The sequence below is a fragment of the Streptomyces sp. NPDC038200 genome (assembly GCF_055600785.1).
Map to the genome: position 1 here is coordinate 337,533 of NZ_JBVJYH010000002.1, position 18,920 is coordinate 356,452.

Annotated in this window: 16 protein-coding genes; 13 read left to right on the plus strand and 3 right to left on the minus strand. The window is 73.5% G+C overall.

What is annotated here, in order from left to right:
* Positions 1-9: 9 nt before the first annotated feature.
* Together ACZ7KF_RS06540 and ACZ7KF_RS06545 are read right to left on the minus strand one after the other, a co-directional pair.
* Positions 10-159, minus strand: coding sequence for a hypothetical protein (locus ACZ7KF_RS06540; protein WP_471069825.1), 150 nt, complete (start codon positions 157-159; stop codon positions 10-12).
* A gap of 140 nt (positions 160-299) precedes the next feature.
* Positions 300-692: a BlaI/MecI/CopY family transcriptional regulator gene (locus ACZ7KF_RS06545; RefSeq protein WP_471069826.1), complete on the minus strand. Its 393-nt coding sequence runs from the start codon at positions 690-692 to the stop codon at positions 300-302.
* Between the two features lie 175 nt (positions 693-867).
* On the opposite strand from ACZ7KF_RS06545, the gene ACZ7KF_RS06550 reads away from it, so the two are divergent.
* From ACZ7KF_RS06550 to ACZ7KF_RS06570, 5 genes are all read left to right on the plus strand, one after another.
* Positions 868-2,610, plus strand: a complete 1,743-nt coding sequence (locus ACZ7KF_RS06550) for a hypothetical protein (protein ID WP_471069827.1) — start codon at positions 868-870, stop codon at positions 2,608-2,610.
* Entirely contained in the window at positions 2,607-3,554 is a 948-nt protein-coding gene (locus tag ACZ7KF_RS06555) for a lysylphosphatidylglycerol synthase domain-containing protein (RefSeq protein WP_471069828.1), read from the plus strand. The genes ACZ7KF_RS06550 and ACZ7KF_RS06555 overlap by 4 nt, the downstream gene beginning before the upstream one ends.
* A 593-nt stretch (positions 3,555-4,147) precedes the next feature.
* On the plus strand, positions 4,148-5,485 hold the full coding sequence (locus tag ACZ7KF_RS06560; RefSeq protein WP_471069829.1) for a hypothetical protein: 1,338 nt from the start codon (positions 4,148-4,150) through the stop codon (positions 5,483-5,485).
* Between the two features lie 356 nt (positions 5,486-5,841).
* The gene (locus ACZ7KF_RS06565) at positions 5,842-7,161 is read left to right on the plus strand and encodes a diacylglycerol/lipid kinase family protein (RefSeq protein ID WP_471069830.1); all 1,320 of its coding nucleotides are present in this window, start codon (positions 5,842-5,844) and stop codon (positions 7,159-7,161) included.
* Positions 7,162-7,201: 40 nt separating this feature from the next.
* Positions 7,202-7,789 (plus strand): phosphatase PAP2 family protein, encoded by a 588-nt coding sequence (locus ACZ7KF_RS06570; protein WP_471070027.1) that lies wholly within the window; start codon positions 7,202-7,204, stop codon positions 7,787-7,789.
* An 82-nt stretch (positions 7,790-7,871) separates the two neighbouring features.
* Here ACZ7KF_RS06570 and ACZ7KF_RS06575 read toward each other — a convergent pair whose 3' ends face one another.
* On the minus strand, positions 7,872-8,474 hold the full coding sequence (locus ACZ7KF_RS06575) for a TetR/AcrR family transcriptional regulator (protein ID WP_471069831.1): 603 nt from the start codon (positions 8,472-8,474) through the stop codon (positions 7,872-7,874).
* Positions 8,475-8,566: 92 nt separating this feature from the next.
* Between ACZ7KF_RS06575 and ACZ7KF_RS06580 the strand changes: the two genes are divergently transcribed.
* The 8 genes from ACZ7KF_RS06580 (at position 8,567) to ACZ7KF_RS06615 (ending at position 18,871) form a co-directional block, all read left to right on the plus strand.
* Entirely contained in the window at positions 8,567-8,980 is a 414-nt protein-coding gene (locus tag ACZ7KF_RS06580) for a DUF4345 domain-containing protein (RefSeq protein ID WP_471069832.1), read from the plus strand.
* Between the two features lie 153 nt (positions 8,981-9,133).
* Positions 9,134-12,547, plus strand: a complete 3,414-nt coding sequence (locus tag ACZ7KF_RS06585) for a DUF4132 domain-containing protein (protein ID WP_471069833.1) — start codon at positions 9,134-9,136, stop codon at positions 12,545-12,547.
* A gap of 549 nt (positions 12,548-13,096) precedes the next feature.
* A complete protein-coding gene (locus ACZ7KF_RS06590; protein ID WP_471070028.1) occupies positions 13,097-14,323 on the plus strand; it encodes a cytochrome P450 family protein in 1,227 nt (408 codons plus the stop codon).
* A gap of 152 nt (positions 14,324-14,475) precedes the next feature.
* Positions 14,476-14,877: a VOC family protein gene (locus ACZ7KF_RS06595; protein WP_471069834.1), complete on the plus strand. Its 402-nt coding sequence runs from the start codon at positions 14,476-14,478 to the stop codon at positions 14,875-14,877.
* Positions 14,878-14,999: 122 nt separating this feature from the next.
* Complete coding sequence (locus tag ACZ7KF_RS06600) at positions 15,000-15,779, plus strand: sporulation protein (RefSeq protein WP_471069835.1); 780 nt, start codon at positions 15,000-15,002, stop codon at positions 15,777-15,779.
* A 4-nt stretch (positions 15,780-15,783) separates the two neighbouring features.
* The gene (locus ACZ7KF_RS06605) at positions 15,784-16,212 is read left to right on the plus strand and encodes a hypothetical protein (protein ID WP_471069836.1); all 429 of its coding nucleotides are present in this window, start codon (positions 15,784-15,786) and stop codon (positions 16,210-16,212) included.
* A 198-nt stretch (positions 16,213-16,410) separates the two neighbouring features.
* Positions 16,411-17,364, plus strand: a complete 954-nt coding sequence (locus tag ACZ7KF_RS06610) for a Rossmann-fold NAD(P)-binding domain-containing protein (protein ID WP_471069837.1) — start codon at positions 16,411-16,413, stop codon at positions 17,362-17,364.
* A gap of 205 nt (positions 17,365-17,569) precedes the next feature.
* Complete coding sequence (locus tag ACZ7KF_RS06615; protein WP_471069838.1) at positions 17,570-18,871, plus strand: phosphatase PAP2 family protein; 1,302 nt, start codon at positions 17,570-17,572, stop codon at positions 18,869-18,871.
* The last annotated feature ends 49 nt before the right edge of the window (positions 18,872-18,920 follow it).

Here is an 18,920-nt window from a genome sequence, read left to right on the forward strand (position 1 = left end):
GGGGGTTCCTCAGCCGGCCCGCCCGAGCAGCAGGTGCAGCAGGCGCAGCAGGTGGATCAGGCCGCCGGTCGCGTCCGCGGGGAGCGGCGCCGAGAGAGTGCCGAGCGCGAGGACGGGACCGACGGCCGACAGCAGCGACAGCACCAGCGGGCCGTGCACGTCGACCTCGTGCGCCGTGCCTCACGCCCTACCTCGTGCGTCACACCCCAGGCCGTCCCTCGTGAGCCGTCCCCGCCTGCGCCGCACCCCGCGCCGTGCTTTCTGCGGCGCACCCCGCGCCGTGCCTGGAGCGGCGCACCTCACGGACCTCCGGCGCCGCCCCCGGCGAGCAGCTCGCGCAGTGCCCGCTCCTCCTCGGCGCTCAGGCCGGTCACGAACTGCTGGAGCGCGGCGATCGGGTCCGGCCCCCGGTCCAGGGCCTCGTGCATCGCCTGGGCGGTCAGCTCGGCCGCGTTCTTGGCAGGACGGTACGCGCCACGCCGGCCGTCGGCGTCCCGTAGCACCAGCCCTTTGTCGTACAGGCGTTTGAGGATCGTGTGCACGGTGTTGTACGCGAGTCCGCCGCCGATCTCGTGCTGGATCTCCGCCGGGGTCAGTGGCCGCTCGGTGGCCCAGAGGGCGGCCAGCACCTCGCTCTCCAGCTCCCCGGCGCTGCGCCGCTCCGCCCTGCCGCGGGACCCTGTGCCAGCCATGCCCCAACCTTACAGCGCGTAGGGCCGTGGGCCGGATGGCCCTGCCGGCCGGACGCGAGGGGGTGATCTACGGTAGTTTTTCCGTGTTTTCCCCTGCTCCCGCCGCGACCCTACAGGTCGTAGGGTGACAGTGGACCCTACGACCTGTAGGGCCTGGAGGGACGGAGGGGTGGTCATGGCCGGCAGTGCGTCCGCGACACTCGACGCGGCGAACCGTGTGCCGTCGCCCCGCGCGTCCGCCGGCCCGGCCCACGCCGTCCGGCCCCTCGCGGCCGTGGCCGCGGCCTTCACCCTGGCCCAACTGCTCCTCGTCGGACCCGGCATGGGACTCGGCTGGGACGAGACGATCTATGTCAGCCAGGTCGCCGGACACGCCCCCGCCGCCTTCTTCAGCGCACCCCGCGCGCGGGGCGTCTCCCTGCTGGTCGCACCGGTGGCGGCCTGGTCGTCGTCCACGCCGCTGCTCCGGATCTACCTCGCCGCCCTCTCCGGCCTCGCCCTGTTCCTCGCCCTGCGCGCCTGGCGAGGTCTGTTCCCCGTCCGCGTACTCGCCGTCGCGGGAGCCTTGTTCGCCTCCCTGTGGGTGACCTTGTTCTACGGCCCCCAGGCCATGCCCAACTACTGGGTCGCCGTGGCCGCCCTGGCCGCCGTCGCCTGCTTCCTGCGCGCCCGCACCGACGGTTCCGCGCTGTGGGGGCTGGCGGGGAGCGCGGCACTGATGGCCTGGACGCGGCCGATGGACGCGGTCTGGGTGGCCCTGCCCCTGCTCGCTCTGGGCCTGGCGCGCCGTCACCGACGGGCCCTGCTCGTGCTGTCGGCCGGGCTTGCGGCCGGCGCCGCCGAGTGGGTGATCGAGGCGTACGCGCGCTACGGCGGTCTGACGCGCCGGCTGTCCGACGGCTCGGCGATCCAGGGCGGTCTCGGCCGACACCTCGCCGTGCTGGACCAGTTGCGCAGCCTGGGCGGGCGGACGCTGTGCCGGCCGTGCACCGGCGCCCTGCCGCATCCGCTGCTCACCCTCTGGTGGTTCGCGCTGCCCCTGCTCGCCGCTCTCGCCCTGGCCGTCGCCGTCCGCGCCCGCCGCCCGGCGCCCACGGCCCTGCCGCTCGCCTGCGCGGCGACGGCCGCCTTTCCCTACCTGTTCCTGATCGGCTACGCGGCACCGCGGTTCCTGCTGCCCGCGTACGCGCTGCTCGCCGTACCGGTGGCCGACGCGCTGACGCATCTGCTGACGCCCCCGCCGCCGGCCGCGCACCCGACCCGGCACACCCTCACCCGCCCCGCCCGGCGCCCGGCCCGGCGCCCGGTCCCGCCATTCGTCGTCCCGCACCCGGCGCCGTGCCCGATCCCGCCGCCGGCGGCCGGACGCCGGAGGCAGCGTCGCGCCCCGCGTTCCGTCCCTCGGCGCGTCCCGTGTTCCGTCCCGCGTCGCGTCCCGCGTCGCGCTCTGCGTTCCGTCCCGTGTTCCGTCCCGCGGCGCGCCCTGCGATCCACGCTGCGGCGTGCCCTTCGATCCGCCCTGCGTCCCGCCCTCGTGACGCTGGTCTGCGCCGGGCTCGCCGTCCACCTGGCCGGGCAGGTCACCGTCGTCCTGCGCGTCGCAGGCGGCGCCACCGCCGCCCACCGGGTCTGGTCCGGCACCGCGGCCGAGCTGCACCGCCGCGGGGTCCGTCCGCCCTGTCTGCTCACCGGGCACGAGGCCATCCCGGTCGCCTACGCGGCCGGCTGTGCCTCGGCCGCGACGGCCGGGCCCAATGCCGGCGCCACCGAGGACGGCATCGTTCGGACCGCCCGGCGGATGCCGGTCGCCGCGCTGGTGCCGCCCGGATCCGAGCCGCCCGGCTACGCCCGCGCCTGGGCGTCCGCACCCGTCGGCACGGTCCGGCTGTACTACGTCGTACCGGACGCGGGCTCATGACCTCCCCCGCCGACCTCACCGCCCCCCTCGGCCGACGGCGCGCCCGCTGGCACGTGGCGGTCTGCCTCGTCGTCCTGCTCGGCGGGCTGTACCTGGCCCGCCGGCACTGGCCCGCGGTGGAGAGCGGGGCCGGGCGGCTGGCGGTCGCCGACCAGGGCTGGCTGCTGATGGGCGCGTTGGCGGCCGTGGGGACCTGGGCGGCCTCCGCGCTCGCCCAGCAGGGCGCCGTCGTGCAGCGGCTGCCCGGGCCCCGGCTGGTCGCCGCCCAGTTCGCCGCCTCCGCCGCCAACCACCTGCTGCCGGCGGGGCTCGGCGCCGGTGCCGTGAACCTGCGGTTCCTGATGCGCTGCGGGCTGCCCGCCGCGCGCTCGGCCGGCGCACTCGCCGTCAAGGCCACCGCGGGCGGCGCCGTCCGGCTGGTGCTGATCGCGCTGCTCGCCCCGGCCTGCCCGGGTCTGCTGCGCGTCCCGAAGATCTCCCCGGCGGTGGTCGCCGCAGTGCTGGGCGCGGTCGTACTGGTGGCGGCCCTGCTGGCCACCCCCATGTGGTCACGCTGCCGCCGGGCACTCATCGCCGTGGTCGCCGACATCCGCGCGCTGCACGCCTGTCCGGCCCGCGCGGCCGCCCTGTGGGGCGGCTCCCTGGCCTTCGCCGCGCTGCACGCGCTGGTCCTCATCGCCGTCACCCGGGCCGTCGCGCTGCCGCTCGCCCCGCTCCAGGTGGCACTGCTGTACCTCGCGGCCAGCAGTGCCGCCGCCCTGCTGCCCACTCCGGGCGGCCTGGGCTCGCTGGACGCCGCGCTCGCCCTCGCCCTCACTGCCGCCGGCGCGCCCGGCGCCGCCGCCGCGTCCGCGGTGCTCGGCTACCGGCTGCTGACCGTGTGGCTGCCCCTGCTCCCCGGCCTGCTGGTGCTCGGGCTGCTGGTGCGGCGCAAGTCCCTGTGAGGGGCGGTGGGTCATATTGCGGGTGCGGACCATTGGCACGAGGCTGTGGAGCGAAGCCGTACCCGCACCACCGAAGGAAGCGCCACCCGTGACGGCCGCCCCTGATTCCGCTCCGTCCCTCCCCGCCCGGACCGAGCCCACGGCCTCGGTCCGGCACCGCGTCCGCGGCTCCATGACGCGGTAGGAGTGGATCAGGGTCGGCGGAACGGGCGGCTTCGTCCTTGCCTTGCTGCTCTCGCTGGGCGCGAGGACCCAGACCGGTCCGGTCCGTGACGGCGACTCGCACCTCCATCAGGGCACCGGCCTGATCGGTGCGACCGTCTGGGGAAGGGGCGGCCGTCACCGAAATCCCCCGTACGGAGGGGAGTTGCCGATCCGCGCTCTCCGGCCGACGTCGGACCCCGTGGGCCCAGCGGCCTGGGACACCGGTCATCAAGTCAGTCCGTGATTTCGTGAACGGAATGGTGTGGGCCGGTTTCTGAGCCGGGATCCGCCAAGCAGGGGGTTCCGGCCGGGCCCGCGGAGAGGCTTGATCGGGTGAGGCCCTTCTCCCGGGCATATTCCAAGTTCTGTCGCTGGAGAGGCGGAACACCATGACCACACCTGGCGGGACCGCGGCGCTGAAGGCCACCTCCGATCTGATCACGGCAGCGCGGGCCCTGATGGCGCAGACGCCGTCGGCGGACACGGCCCAGCAGACACCCGCCGCGGACCAGGTGCTCGATCCGGGCGGACTGCTGAGCCAGGGACGCCAGGCCAAGCACAGCTACCACGCCACGAGCCGCTGGATCCTCGCGGCCTTCGCCGTCGTCGGCCTCGTCCTCTTCGGTTCGCTTCCGTTCTCCTCCATCGGCAGGATCCGCGGGTTCGACGTCTGGCTGATGGCCCTCGGGCTCGGCTGCGCGGCGGCCGGGATCGCCCTGGCCATCTGGGCGGCATCGCTCGTCGCCGAGCCGCTCGACGCGAGTCTCGGTGCACTGGAACAGCGCCTGAAGCCCGCCATGAGGGACAGGACCGTCCACTGGTACACGGGGCCGCGCCGCCGCGCTCAGATCCAGCTGGCCACGATGCTCACCGGCGACGAACATGAGGCACACCTCGGCCCCGGTATGCACAGCATCGCCGATCTGATCGGCGAGCTGGGCAGACTGGAACAGGCGCGACTGGCGCAGGCGACGGCGGTGGCGCGGCGCGACGATGTGCTCACGGCCCTGGACGGTGCGGTGTCGGCGCACCTCGCCACGCTGGTGGAACTCCGTCAGCAGGCGGCCGACCTCGGCCGGCTCGGCGACGGCGAACCCGTCAAGCGGCGACTGGCCGACGAACTGTCCGAGCGGATCCGGCGGGAATCCGCCGCGTACGCCGCCGCGGCGGACGAACGCGCCCGCCAAGCGCTCCGGCTCGCGGCCGCGGCACAGCCTCACGCCGCAGCGGGAGGCTCCCCGCCCGCCCCGGCCACCGACCCGGCCTCCGCGTCCGCGTCCGCGGACGGCAACCTGGCCGCCACCCGGACACGACTCGACACCTACGTGGCCCAGAGGGCGATGGTCCTCGTCCAGTCCGCCATGATGCAGATGCGGGGAACCTTCCGCCTCGCCCGCCTCCTGATGATCGTCGGCGCCCTGCTGACACTCGCCGGCGGCACCTTGTACGCCTATGTCCTGCCGGCCGATGCGTCCGGGAAGAGTTCGCCCCCGGACGCCCAACGCCAGCCGGCCGCCGCGGCGTCCCTCACCGTCGACGAGGGGACGGACATCGCCGCACAACTGCCCGCGACCTGCGTCGGGCGCCCGTTGAAGGCTCTCCGGCTCGGCCGGCAAGTCCCTCCACGCAACGGGCCCTTCGAAGTGGTCGTCATCGACCCGGCGTGCCCCGGAACCGTCACGGTCCCCAAGGACCAGGGAACCGTCGACTCGCCCGCCACCGGCTGAAGGCTTCCTGCCCGCTCGGGGTTTCCGCCCGGGACCTCAGGATCTCCGCCCGGGACCTCGTCCAGCGTGGTCTCCCGGCCGGGGTGGAGCGCGGGGCCCCGGTCGGCTGCTTGCCGTCGCTTCGAGCAGTACCGCGGTGCACGCCACGCTCGGCGCGCTCGAGGTCCGGCCCGCGGGGAAGTGCGGGCTGTATACGTAAGGCGCCGCCCGGGACCCGGTGGGAGCACGCTCGGCTCCGCGCGGGCTCGGCTGGTACAACGGTGCGGACCGACTGATGATCGCGGCACGGGGAGGACGCCATAGCCAGGAGGCGGACGACGCTCTTCCAAGACGGCGCGGCCTTCCGGGAGGGCGCGGTGGCGCGGCTGCTCGCACGTCTCGCCGTGCTGACGGCGGTCGGTGCGGTGGTCGTGCTGATGCACGCGCTGGGGGTGGGCAGCCTGCTGATCGCCGGGGCCGGGCTCCTGGGCCTGGTCGTCTGCGCGGCCGGCGTCTGGTGGTTCCTGGCGCACCGCGGCGCGGTGCGGCTGCTCGGGGCGCTGGTCGCGCTCGCGGCGCCCGTCGGTGTGCTGATCCTCTTCACCCGGGGCGGCGTGTGGCAGACGGCCCTGGTCTCCAGCCTGTGCTGGGGCGCGGCGCTGACGTGCGCCAGGGCGGCGCTGCGCGGTACGCGCCCGGAGCGGCCCGTACGGGCGACCGCCGCGCCCCGGCCGCAGCGGCCGGTGCTCATCATGAATCCGAAGTCCGGCGGCGGGAAGGTCGGCCGGTTCGGCCTCGTCGAGCGGGCCGAGGAACTCGGTGCGCGGGTCGTCCTGCTCGACCCCGCCGTCCAGACCGACGTCGACGCGCTGGCCCGCCGGGCCGTCGCCGAGGGCGCGGACCTGCTGGGCGTGGCGGGCGGCGACGGCACCCAGGCGCTGGTCGCGGCCGTCGCCGCCGAGCACGACCTGCCGTTCCTCGTGATCTCCGCCGGCACCCGCAACCACTTCGCCATGGACCTGGGGCTCGACCGTTCCGACCCGAGCCGCTGCCTCGACGCGCTGACCGACGGCGAGGAACTCAGGGTCGACCTCGGCGACGTCGCCGGCCGGGCCTTCGTCAACACCGTGTCGTTCGGGGTGTACGCGGACGTCGTGCAGCACCCCGAGTACCGCGACGACAAGGCGGGCACCGCGCTCAGCCTCATGCCGGACCTGCTGCTCGGCGAGGGGGTGCGGCGGCTGGAGGCGCGCATCGACGGCAGCGCCCTCGCGGCCCAGCAGGCGCTGCTGGTCAGCAACAACCCGTACGTCTCCCCGGACGCGTTGAGCGGCGGCGGCCGCCGGCCCCGGCTCGACGGCGGCGCACTGGGCGTGGTGGGCATCCGGGTGGAGAGCGCGGCGCAGGCCGCGGACCTGGCCGTGCGGGGCTCGCAGTCCCCGGGGCTGACCGTCATGACCGCGCGGCGGGTGGAGGTGAACTCCGCCACGGACGAGATCCCCGTGGCGGTGGACGGCGAGGCACTGCGGATGTCTACGCCGGTCGTGTGCTCGCTCCGCCCGGGCGCGCTGCGGGTCCTGCTGCCGCGTGACCGGCCGGGCATCGTGGTCCCGGCGCCGCCCGTCGACTGGCGGCGGCTCCTCGGCCTCGCGTTCGGCCGCACCGAGCGAACCCCACGAGGAGGGACCCGTGTCTGACCGGAAGACCGCCCGGCCCGCCGAGTCGGTCCGGCGCACCGTGGCCGCGGCCGGGCCCGCCGCGGCCTCCGTGATCCGCGACCTCCACGCGATCGACGGGGCCCTGTACGGGGCTGTGGCCGGCACGCCGACGCCCACGCTGGACCGCGCGCTGCGGCGGCTGTCGCACGCGGCCGACCACGCGAAGATCTCCCTGACCGTGGCGGCGGGCCTCGCCCTCCTGCCCGGCCGTCCTCGTCGGGCGGCTCTGGCCGGGGTCTGCTCGGTCGCACTGGCCTCGGCCGCGGCGAACCTGTTCGGCAAGCGGATGGTCCGCCGGCGCCGCCCCGACCGGGACGAGGCCCGGGTGGTGGCGGCCCGGCACGTGCCCATGCCGAAGTCCGCGTCCTTCCCCTCCGGACACACGGCCTCGGCGACCGCGTTCGCCACCGCCGTGGGCGTCGTGCTGCCCCCTGCGGCGGTGCCGCTCGGGGCGCTGGCGGTCGCCGTCGGCTACTCCCGCGTCCACACCGGGGTGCACTACCCCGGTGACGTCGCGGCCGGAGCCGTCCTCGGGTTCGCCGCCGCCGCCACCTCCCTCGCGGTCCTGCACGTCCCGCGGCGCCGCGTCACGATGCCGCCGGCCTGAGGCACGAGGGGAGAGGCACCGTCCGGCCCGGACCGGGCGGTGCCGCGACCGCCGTCGCGTCCACACCGCAGCCGGCCGTGTCCTACCGCTCGCCCGCGGGGTCCTCGGCGAGCAGGGGCCGGAGGGCGCCGAGGAGCGCGTCGACGCAGATGTCGCGGAGCTGACCGCGGGTGCACGTCTCCTGGGTGAGCCAGTCGACGCAGAGCACCTGGACGAAGACCAGCCAGCTCTTCAGGACGGCGGACACGGCCGCGCGGGCGCCGTCGTCCGCGAGGGAGAGGGCGGCCAGCAGCCGCGCACGCAGCGCGTCCAGCTCGTTCGTCATGATCGACTGGATCACCGGGTCGCCCGCGAGCACCCGGTTCGCGGCGAGGACGGCGTTGCGGTTGGCCACGAAGTAGTCGAGATGGACGTCCATGCCCTGGACGAGCTGCTCCACCAGGGAGTCGGCGGGATCGATCCGCGTCTCGGCGAGCAGCTGGTCGGCGGCCTGTTGGTAGACGGCCGCGAAGAGGGCGTGCTTGCTCGGGAAGTGACGGTAGAGCAGGGCCCGGGAGACGCCCGCCTCCTGGGCGACCTCCTCCATGAGTACGTCGTCGTACGGCCGTGCGGCGAAGAGCCGCGCGCCGACGGCGAGGAGCTGGGCGCGGCGGTCGGCGGGGCTGAGTCGTTGGCGGGGAGGCACGCACGCAGATTACTTGACATGTGTCTACTTGCGCGCCGACTCTAGTAGACACATGTCAACCAAGCGCTCCACGAGTCCGTCTCGGAGGCATCATGGCAAGGGCTCTGCGGACACTCTCCCGCCTCATGGGCTGGGCCTGCGTGCTGATCGGTGTGTTCCACGTGCTCCTCGGCAACGCGGCGATCCCCGGCGCCGGTTCGGCCGGTGCGACCGTCGACAGCTGGGGCCGGTTCATGGGGGCCGCGTTCGCCGGCTACGGGCTGGCGTGGCTCTGGGCCGCTCGCCGGCGGCCCGTCCCGGCTGCGGCGGTGCGCCGGCTGGCGGGCGTCCTTCTGCTGGGTGGCGCGGGCCGGCTCCTCTCCCTCGCCGTGCACGGCTGGCCGCACTGGTTCCAGACGGCGCTCGCGGTGGTCGAACTCGGCCTGCCGCCGGTCTTCTTCTGGCTGGCCGAGGCGGACGAACGAGGTGTACGCGCCGACGCGCGGCCCGTGCCCTCCGGGCGATGAACGCACCGCGCGCGTCACCGTGCCGGCCGCCCCGGACGGCAGGCGCACCCACCGGCTGCGGCTTCGGCGCCGAGGCGTTGTCAGTGGGTCCGTATAGCGTGACGGCCATCTGATCAAGCGATCGACCACGCTGGGGTCGGCGGAGGAGGGGCTGTGGGGCGCAGGGAGCCGGCCGGGGCGGACTCGGCGGAGGGGCGGGCCGGGGGCGAGGCTGCCGCGACCACCGGATCGACGGCGGAATCCGGGCCGGTCGAGCTGCCCGACGAGGAGACGTTCCGGATGCCGGCCGCCTGGCGGCGGCTGGTGTACCCGCGGCGCGGCGGGATCGAGCGGAGCGTCGCCGAACTCCATCCCGAGGCCGAGCGGCGCACGGCGTTCCGGCTCCACGAGGAGGCCGCCTGGGTCGAGACCATGCTCACCGCCCCCAAGAGCGACCCGCGGATCGTCGCGGACACCCGCGCCCACATGAGCGGTCGTCACAACCCGGTCGGCGCCGCGGTGCTGGCGTCGCTGACGTTCCACTGGCAGTACCCGGACGGCATCTTCGTCGACGCCTGGGTCCGCGCCCACGGCCTGGCGTTCGCCGCCCAGGCGGTGGTGGAGTACTTCGACGTCGAGCAGCACTACCTCCAGACGGGCGCCCGGCGGGAGAACGCCTGGATCGGCTTCCGCGCCGGTGCCGCCACGGGCGGGGACTGGGCGCGGTCGAAGTTCGCCGACCGCGTACGCGCCCTGTTGACCGTGGCCGACGAGGCCACCTACCGGGAGACGGTCGCCGCACTGGCCGGCTGCCGGACCGGCGTACGCCGCCGCATCGTCGTCTCCTACCTCCTGCCCACGGAGCAGGAGTGGGTCGACGAGTGCTGCGTCGACGTCCCGCAGGCCGACGAGACCCTGCGGGCGATGCTGCTGTGCTCGCTGAACTCCCCGGAGCAGCTGAAGCACTTCGGCCGCCGGGCGGGCCTCGTCTGGAACGGCTGGACGACGGCGCTCGTCGCCACCCTCGCCGAGGGCACCGGCGATGCCTTCGCCCCGCTCCTCGACGAGGCCCTCGACCGGTCCTACGGCTCCGAGCAGACCAGGATCTTCGCCAACATCCTGGTCGCACTGCCGACGGACGACGCGTTCCGGCTCCTCCTGGACCGCGTCGACCACAAGCACGTCCGCCCGTACCTCCTGGAGGCGACGCGCCGGTACCCGGTGCGTGCCCTGCGCCTGCTCGGCGAGGCGGCGGCCGGCTCCGGCCCGAACGCGTCGACGGCCGGACGACTGCTGACCGCGCACGTCCTCGCGCACACCGCTCTCACCTCGGCCGTGCTGCCGGATCTGCCCGCCGAGGCCGCGGACCTCGTGGCACCGCACCTCTCGCGCACCGACCGGGTGGCCGAGGCTCCCGCCGCGGCGCTGCCCGCGCTGCTGGTCGGCCCGCCGTGGTCAGGCAGGCGCAAGGCCCGCAAGGCGCGCGTCGCCGCCGAGATCCCCGCGCCCCCCGAGCCCCGGGTGGTGTGGCAGCCGGGGGAGCGGGAGGCCTGGGCCGAGGCGGACAGCTGGTACAGCGGCCGGCGCGGCGAGTACGACTGGTCCCGCGAGATCGTGTACCTCCGGCAGACCGGGCGGCTCGGAAGCTTCCGGCACGTGCGCCTGTTCGTGGACGGCCCCGAAGACGTCGTACGACCGCTGCTCGCCGACTGCGACCCCGAGCACTACTGGGGCGGTGAGGCGGCGCTGAAGCCGGTCGCCGCCCGCCACGGTTCGGCCGCGCTGCCGCTGATGCGGCGCGCCGCCGCCCGGCATCCGGGCACCCTGGGGCAGCTGCTGCTGCCGTACCGCGACGCCGAGGTCGCCGCGCTGGTGTGCGAGTGGCTGGCCCGCCTGAAGTCCGCCGACGCCATCGCCCGCGCCTGGCTGACCCGGCACGGCCTGGCCGCGGTGCCCTTCCTGGTGCCGCACGCGGTGGGACCGGTGGGCACGGTCCGGCGTGGGGCGGAGAGGGCGTTGCGGCTGCTGGCCGACGCCCACGGCGGGGTGGCGGTCACGGCTGCGGTCGCCGGGTACGGCGATGAGATCGCGGGCATCATCGAGGAGACGCTGGCCGTCGACCCGCTGGTCAGCGCCCTGCCCGCGCGCCTGCCGGCGGTCGGCGCCTGGGCGGACCCGGCGCTCCTGCCCCAGCTGATGCTCACCGCGGGCGGTGCCCTGCCCGCCGACGCGGTCCGCAACGCCCTGATGCTGCTGGCGCTGTCCAGGCCCGGCGAGGTCTACCCGGGCCTGGAGGTGCTGACCGCGCACTGCACCCCCGCATCGCTCGCCGGCTTCGCCTGGGGTCTGTTCGAGCAGTGGCGGCTGGCCGGCATGCCGGCGAAGGACAGCTGGGCGCTGCACGCGCTCGGCTGGCTCGGCGACGACGACACCGTCCGCAGGCTCACCCCCGTCGTGCGGGCCTGGCCCGGCGAGGGCGGCCACCACCGCGCCGTCGAGGGACTGGAGGTGCTCGCCGCCATCGGCACCGACGTCGCGCTGATGCATCTGCACGGCATCGCCCAACGCGTGCCCTTCAAAGCGCTCAAGCAGCGTGCCCAGGACAAGATCGCCGAGGTCGCCGAGGGCCTGGGCCTGACCGGCGAACAGCTGGGCGACCGGCTCGTGCCCGACCTCGGCCTCGACGCGGACGGCAGCACCGTCCTCGACTACGGCCCCCGGCGGTTCACCGTGGGCTTCGACGAGCAGCTGCGCCCCTACGTCCGGGACGCCGACGGCAAGCAGCGCAAGGCCCTGCCCGCGCCCGGCGTCAAGGACGACCCGGAGCTGGCCCCGGCCGAGCGCAAGCGGTTCGCCGCGCTGAAGAAGGACGTCCGCACCATCGCCGGCGACCAGGTCCGGCGTCTGGAGGCGGCGATGGTGACGCGGCGCACCTGGACGGCGGCGGAGTTCCGGGAGCTGTTCGTCGCCCACCCGCTGGTGTGGCACCTGGTCCGCCGGCTGGTCTGGATCAGCGACAGCGGCGGCGTGGCGACGGCCTTCCGGGTCGCGGAGGACCGCACCTTCGCCGACGTCCACGACGACGAGCTGACGCTGCCCGGGGAGGCGACCGTCCGCGTGGCACACCCGCTGCACCTGGCGGACGACCTCGACGCGTGGGCGGAGCTGTTCGCCGACCACGAGATCCTCCAGCCGTTCCCGCAGCTGGGCCGCGCCGTGCACGCGCTGACCGAGGAGGAGGCCGCAGGGCACCGGCTGACCCGGTTCGAGGGCGCGACGGTGCCGGTCGGCAAGCTGCTCGGCCTCACCAAGCGGGGCTGGGAGCGCGGCGAACCGCAGGACGCGGGCGTGGAACGCTGGTTCCACCGGCGGATCGACGCCAAGCACCACGTGGTCGTCGGACTCGACGAGGGCATCGCCGTCGGCGCGCTGGACGTGTTCCCCGACCAGACCTTCGCCCATGTGTGGCTCGACTCCGCCCCCGGCGACTACTGGCCCAGCCGCACCTACCCGCTGCGCTTCGGCGACCTCGACCCGGTCGTCGCCTCCGAGATCCTCGCCGACCTCACCGAGGTGACCGCCACGTGACCCCCACCGTGGGGGAGACGGGCGGGCGCTGCTCCAGCGCCCGCCCGCGGAGGTCCGGCACGCCGACGAACCGGCCGCCCTGCACGCCGCGGCTCGCCTCGTGGACGGCCTGTCCCGCTCCCCGCACGACCGGGGAGCCCTCGCCGTCTCCCGCTGGGCGACGGCCCGGAGCCACCTGACGACGAGCCTGGACCCGCACCAGGAGGACGAGGAGCGAGGCCGGTGCGGATGGCGCTCCGGGCCCACTCGGTCACCGCATGACGCTCCGGGCCCACTCGGTCGGCGCACGGAAGGGTGGAGTGCCTGACGGGTGGTCCGGGCGCTGCTCGGAACCTTTGGCCCCCGCGTGGCCCGCCGCCCCGGGACGGGCGGGCCAACGCCTCGAGAGGCGCCGACGCGGGGTAACCGGAACCTACGCTTCCGGATGCCAAAAGGGAAGCCCTGCCCCAGATGCTCACGGAGTCGACTCCAGGACCGGACAATTTGGTTATATGAGTAGCAAGTGGCCATAAGCGCATGAATGCGGCCGACTCCTGCCCTGGAGGCATGATGAGCCAGCAGCCGATCCTCCTCCCGTACGCCGACCCCGCCTTCCTGGCGGACCCCTTCCCGCTGTACCGGCAGTTGCGCGAGGACGGCCCGGTCCGGCGCGCGGTCATCGCCGGCGGCCTGGACGCCTGGCTGGTCACCCGGTACGAGGACGGGCTCGCCGCCCTCTCCGACCCGAGGCTCAGCAGCGACGTCCGCGATGCCTCCGACCCCCGCCTCGTCGAGCAGCTTCCCCGGTACGAGCGCGAATCGTTGATGAGCAACATGCTGCGCTCCGACCCCCCGGACCACACCCGGCTGCGCCGCCTGGTCTCGAAGGCGTTCACCGCGCGCCGGGTCGCCGGGCTGCGGCCCCGGATCCAGGAGATCACCGACCGGCTGCTGGACGAGGTGGTACCGGCCGGCCGCGCGGACCTCGTGGCGGACTTCGCGCTGCCGCTGCCGGTCACCGTCATCAGCGAGCTGCTCGGCGTACCGGTGGACGACCGGCACGACTTCCAGCGGTGGACCGACGCCATGCTCCTGCGGGACGAGCGGATCCCCGACCCGGCCGTCGTCGACGGCGCCTGGCAACAGATGCACGCCTACGTGTCGAAGCACCTCGAAGCCAAACGCGCCCGGCCGGGGGACGATCTGCTCAGCGCGCTGCTCAGCGCACACGACGACGAGCGGACGCTGAACCACGACGAGCTGATCGCCATGACCTTCCTGCTGCTGGTGGCCGGGTACGTCACGACGGTCAACCTGATCGGCGGCGGCATCGCCGCACTGCTCGCCCACCCCGAGCAGTTGACGCTGCTGCGCGACGACCCGGCACTCCTGCCCCACGCGATCGAGGAGTTCCTCCGCTACGACGGCCCGGTCAGCCCCGGCATCGCCCGGTTCGCTCGCGAGGACGTCGAGATCGCGGGCGTGACCGTCCCGCGCGGCGCGACCGTCCTGGTCGCGTCCGCGATCGCCGACCGCGATCCGGCACGGTTCCCCGAACCCGACAGGCTGGACATCACCCGGCCGGACAACGCCCACCTGGCCTTCGGGCACGGCATCCACTACTGCCTGGGCGCGCCGCTCGCCCGACTGGAGGGCCAGATCGCCATCGGGACGGTGCTGCGCCGCCTTCCCGGCCTGGCTCTCGCCGTGCCGCCGGGCGAGCTGGGCTGGCGGCCCGGCGGTCTGCGCGGCCCGGCGCGGCTGCCCGTCACCTTCACCCGGCCGGCAGGGGGATGAGCCGAAGCGGCCCGTACGATCACCCGCCTCCGCCAACCGCCCGCCGCCGGGGGAGAGACCGGTTAGGATCCCGGTACGGCATCGCGTGTCGGTCACCGGCCGGGTGAGGCATGGAGGTGCCCGTGAGATTGCCCTTCGGAGGCATTCCACACATGTCAGTCGAGCTGAACCACACCATCATCCACGCCCGGGACAACCGGGAGTCCGCCGCATTCCTCGCCGGCATCCTCGGACTCGAGGTCGGGCCCGAGTGGGGCCCGTTCATCCCGGTCGCGACCGGCAACGGGGTGACCCTGGACTTCGCCGCCGTCCCGGCCGAGTCGATCGTCATGCAGCACTACGCCTTCCTCGTCTCCGACGAGGAGTTCGACGCCGCCTTCGCCCGGATCCGGCAGGCCGGGATCGACTTCTACGCCGATCCGCACCTGAGGCAACCGGGGGAGATCAACCGTCACCACGGCGGCCGCGGTGTCTACTTCATGGATCCGGCGGGACACGGCATGGAGATCATCACCCGCCCCTACGGCAGCCACTCGGTGCCGGCCGCGTCGTGACGTGACAGGGAGAGGGCCGGCCGCCGGTGTGAAGCCCGCGGCCGGCCGCTCGCGACCTGTGACGGACGCGGCCCGCTGTTAGCCTTCTCGTCTGATCATCGCGGACTCGGGGAGGGGCGCGCGTGGGGTTCAAGCGGCTGTTCGGGATCGGGGATCCGGACGAGGCGATCGAGGTCGACACGCAGGTACTCGGTCCGGTGTACCCGGGCGGGGACGTGAAGGGCGAGGTGCTCCTCCGAGGCGGAGCGCGCGACACCCCCGTCGACGGCATCTACCTGCGGTTCACCGTCCGGTGCATACGGTACGACGGTGAAGAGCGCGACTACGAGTTCGACAGCTGCAGCGCCAGCCCCTCCGACTTCACTCTGCACAAGGGCGAGGAGCAACGGCTCACCTTCTCCGAACGGCTGTCCTGGGAAGCACCGGTGACCGAACTCGGCGGGCGGGCCCTGGGCGTCGTGCTCTCGGTGAAGAGCAAGTTCCGCCGCGACTGGAACGACGACGGCACGGAGGTCGACAACGACCTGCTGCACATCTCGGCCCCGCCCCTGCTGGAGGCCGTCCTGGACGCGTTCGCGGAGGAGGGCTACTACTGCGACTCCGCGTACGTGGTCGACTCCTACATCCCGGGCGTGGAGCAGCACCGGGGCTTCTACCAGACCTTCGTCCTCACGGACCGCTCATCGGGTCCGGGGCGGCCGGAGCAGCTGGAGGTCGTCTTCCACACGAACGTCGTCGGGGCCCTGGTCCACGTACGGCGTGCCGCACCCGAGGTGCGCTCCTGGGACAGGAAGCCCCCCGTCCGCCGCTTCGCCGCCGCCCACCACGAGGTCGGCCACGTCGACTGGAGTCCTCGGGTGCGCAAGGTGCTGGAGGAACTCGTCCTGCTCGACGAGCTGTGAGGGAATGACCCACGCCCGGCTGCGGCGGAGTCGGCCCGGTGAGCCGATGCTCTCCTTCCCGGCCGCCGACGGGCTCCTTTCCCGCGTCGGTATCAGGGTGCGGGCCCACCGGCTGGTCCACGGCCCCTGCGTACCGCGGCCGTCGGTGTCCGCGTACGGGCGGTTCGCGCCCCGCGTCCGGTACGACGCGTTGCGGTACGCGACCCTTTCTCCGGGGTGCCCGGTGGAACCCGACGACCTCTCGGGCAGCGTCCACCGCCGTCGCGTGCCCGAGTCCGGCGTCCGGGTCTTCGTCATCGACGACCCCGATCCGTACGGACACGGCGCTCACGACGCCGACGAACCCGGCGTCCATCAGGCGGGCGACGTAGGGGCGTTGAGCGTGTCTCCGCCCGCGATGGCCCCCGTGGGGGAGATGCCGTCCACCGCGTAGGCGGTCTTCGGCGTCGCCGGTTCCCGGTCCTCGTCCTGGCCGTCGGTTCACCGTCGGCTCTCCTCGGCAGACGCAGAACGCTTATTCGGCGTGGGTCGGGTGCGCGCATTGCATATAGGCTCTCGCTAAAGTTACAGTCTCTAACAGGCGCCGGGGGCGAGTGTTCCCGGCGTGAGCCCCAGGGGAGAGGAACCCGATATGTCCGCCACCGCACGTGATCTGCACGTCGTCCTCGGCTCCGGTCCGGCCGGCTTCACCCTGGCCGGGGAACTGGCCCGCCGCGGCTTCGCGGTCCGGCTGGTCGACCGCTCGGGTACTGGCCCCGCCCCCGAGGGTGTGTCCCGCCTCAAGGGGGACGTGGGCACCGTCGAGGGGGCGCGCGTCGCGATCGAGGGCGCCGCCGTGGTCTACCACTGCGTCAACGTCGCCTATCACCTCCAGGTCGAGGTGATGCCCGGCATCCAGGACGCCGTGCTCGGTGCCGTCGAGGCCGAGGGTGCCCGGCTGGTCGTCCTCGACACCCTCTACCCCTACGGCGAGACCCGTGGACAGGTCATGACCGAGCACACGCCGTGGAACGCCACCGGCGCCAAGGGCAGGATGCGGGCGGCCCTCGACGAGAAGTACCTGGCCGCACACCGCGCCGGGCGGGCCCGCGTCGTGCTGGGCCGGTCGGCCGACTTCGTCGGCCCCGCCGTGCTCAACTCCACCCTGGGGGGCGCGGTCTTCCCCGGTGCGCTCACGAGTGGCGAGGTGGTCGGGCTGGGCGACATCGACCTGCCGCACAGCTACACCGACATCCGTGGCGTGGCCGCCGGGCTGGCCACCCTCGGCGAGAACCCCGAGGGTGACGGCCGCGTATGGCACCTGCCCACCGCTCCGGCCCGTACCACCCGCGAAGTCTTCGAAATGATCGAGGACAGGATCGGTCACCCGCTGAAGATCACCGTCAAGTCGGAGCCGCGCCCGTTCGGCCCCTTCGACGAGGTGTTCATGAACTCCTATGCCGAGCTCTTCTATCAGCACACCGAACCGCAGGTCATGGACTCCACCGCGATCCAGGACGCCTTCGGCGTCAAGCCCGCCCCCCTGGAAACGACCCTGGACGACACCATCGCCTGGTACCGCATCTTCCTGGCCTCCCGGCGCTGACCCTCGGCGAAAATCCGTCGGCGCCGGTCCGATAGCATGATCGAACTCCGGGTGAGTGATATCCTCACCCGTCCTTCATCGGAAACCGCGCCCCCGGCGCCCCCATTGAATATCCAGCCAATACACAACAAAATCGGCCATTTAATTGATACCTATCGTGTCGCGGGTTTTTTCGCGAATAAAGTGCAGACCGAATTTCAGTGCGTTGCGTCGGCCTCGGACGCTGCTGTGGGTCACGGCGGGCGTGGTGGCCCTCGTGTTCTTCGTCGCGCTGGAAATCGCCGCGCGCCGCTACGGCCTGCCGGGGCCGGTCACCAACCAGCTGCGCGAGGTGATATTCCCGCCTAAATCGGGATTCCTGCTGTACGCCAGCATGGGCCTGATGATGGTGGTGCTCACCTGGCGGCAACGGCTCGTCGCGGCCGCCGTCGCGATCGGTATCGACATCGTCGTCCTCCTGGGGCGATGGGCGCTGGGCATCAAGGTGACCGACGGCCATCCCTTCGGCAACGGCGCGTTGTGGGTGATCCTGGGCTGTGCCGTCATCGCCGTGACCCGCCGCACCGGTCGGGAACGCGTCCTGCTGCTGAAGGGCGTCGGGCTCGGACTGCTGCTGGTGGCCGGCCGCAAGACCGGCGACACCTGGCTGCTCATCACCTCGAAGACCCGGCCGGCGGTGCTCGACCAGTACGTGGCGACCGCCGATCACGCACTGGGCAACCCCTCGTGGGTGGTGGGCCGGATGGTCAGGGCCACCGGCCCGGTCGGCGCCCACGTCCTCGACTACGTCTACGTCCAGCTCGCGGTCGCCGCGGTCGTCGTCGCGCTGTACCAGCTGCGCAACGTGGCGGCCGAACGCCGGTTCCCGCGCCACCACCTGGTGCGCACCTTCCTGGTGATCGGCCTCCTCGGGCCCGGCATCTACATGATCTTCCCGGTGGTCGGACCGGTCTTCGCCTACGGCGCGGACGGCGGGCACTGGGCGGTGGGCAATCTGTGGCCGGACACGCCGACGGCGATCGGCGCTCCGCACCACATGCTCTTCGACGAGATCACCCCCCGTAACTGCATGCCCAGTCTGCACACGGCGTGGGCGACCGCCATTTTCATCCATTCCCGCAAGGGGCCGCGCATTCTGCGATACGCCGGCGCTTTCTGGCTCGTCGCCACGCTGGGCGCCACGCTGGGATTCGGCTACCACTACGGGGCCGACATCATCGCCGGTGTGGTGTTCACTCTCACGATCGAGGCGGCACTGCGCTCCCTCGCGCGCGGCTGGGACCGGTCGGGAATCCAGCTGGCCGCCTATGGCGCCACGGTCTTCGTCGCGCTCCTGGTGTCCTACCGCTACCTGCCGCTGCAGATGGCCGGGCATCCGTGGGTCTTCGGACCGCTCCTCATGCTGGCGATGCTTTCGGTGGTCCAGTACTACGTACGGGTCACCAGGCTGTGGGAGCCGAAGTCCGTGCCCGTGCTGCGCCCCGAGCCGCAACCCGAACTGGTGTGAGCCGTGCCGGAGCAGGAGGCGCGCCCACCGGATGAGGGGGCGCGCCTGC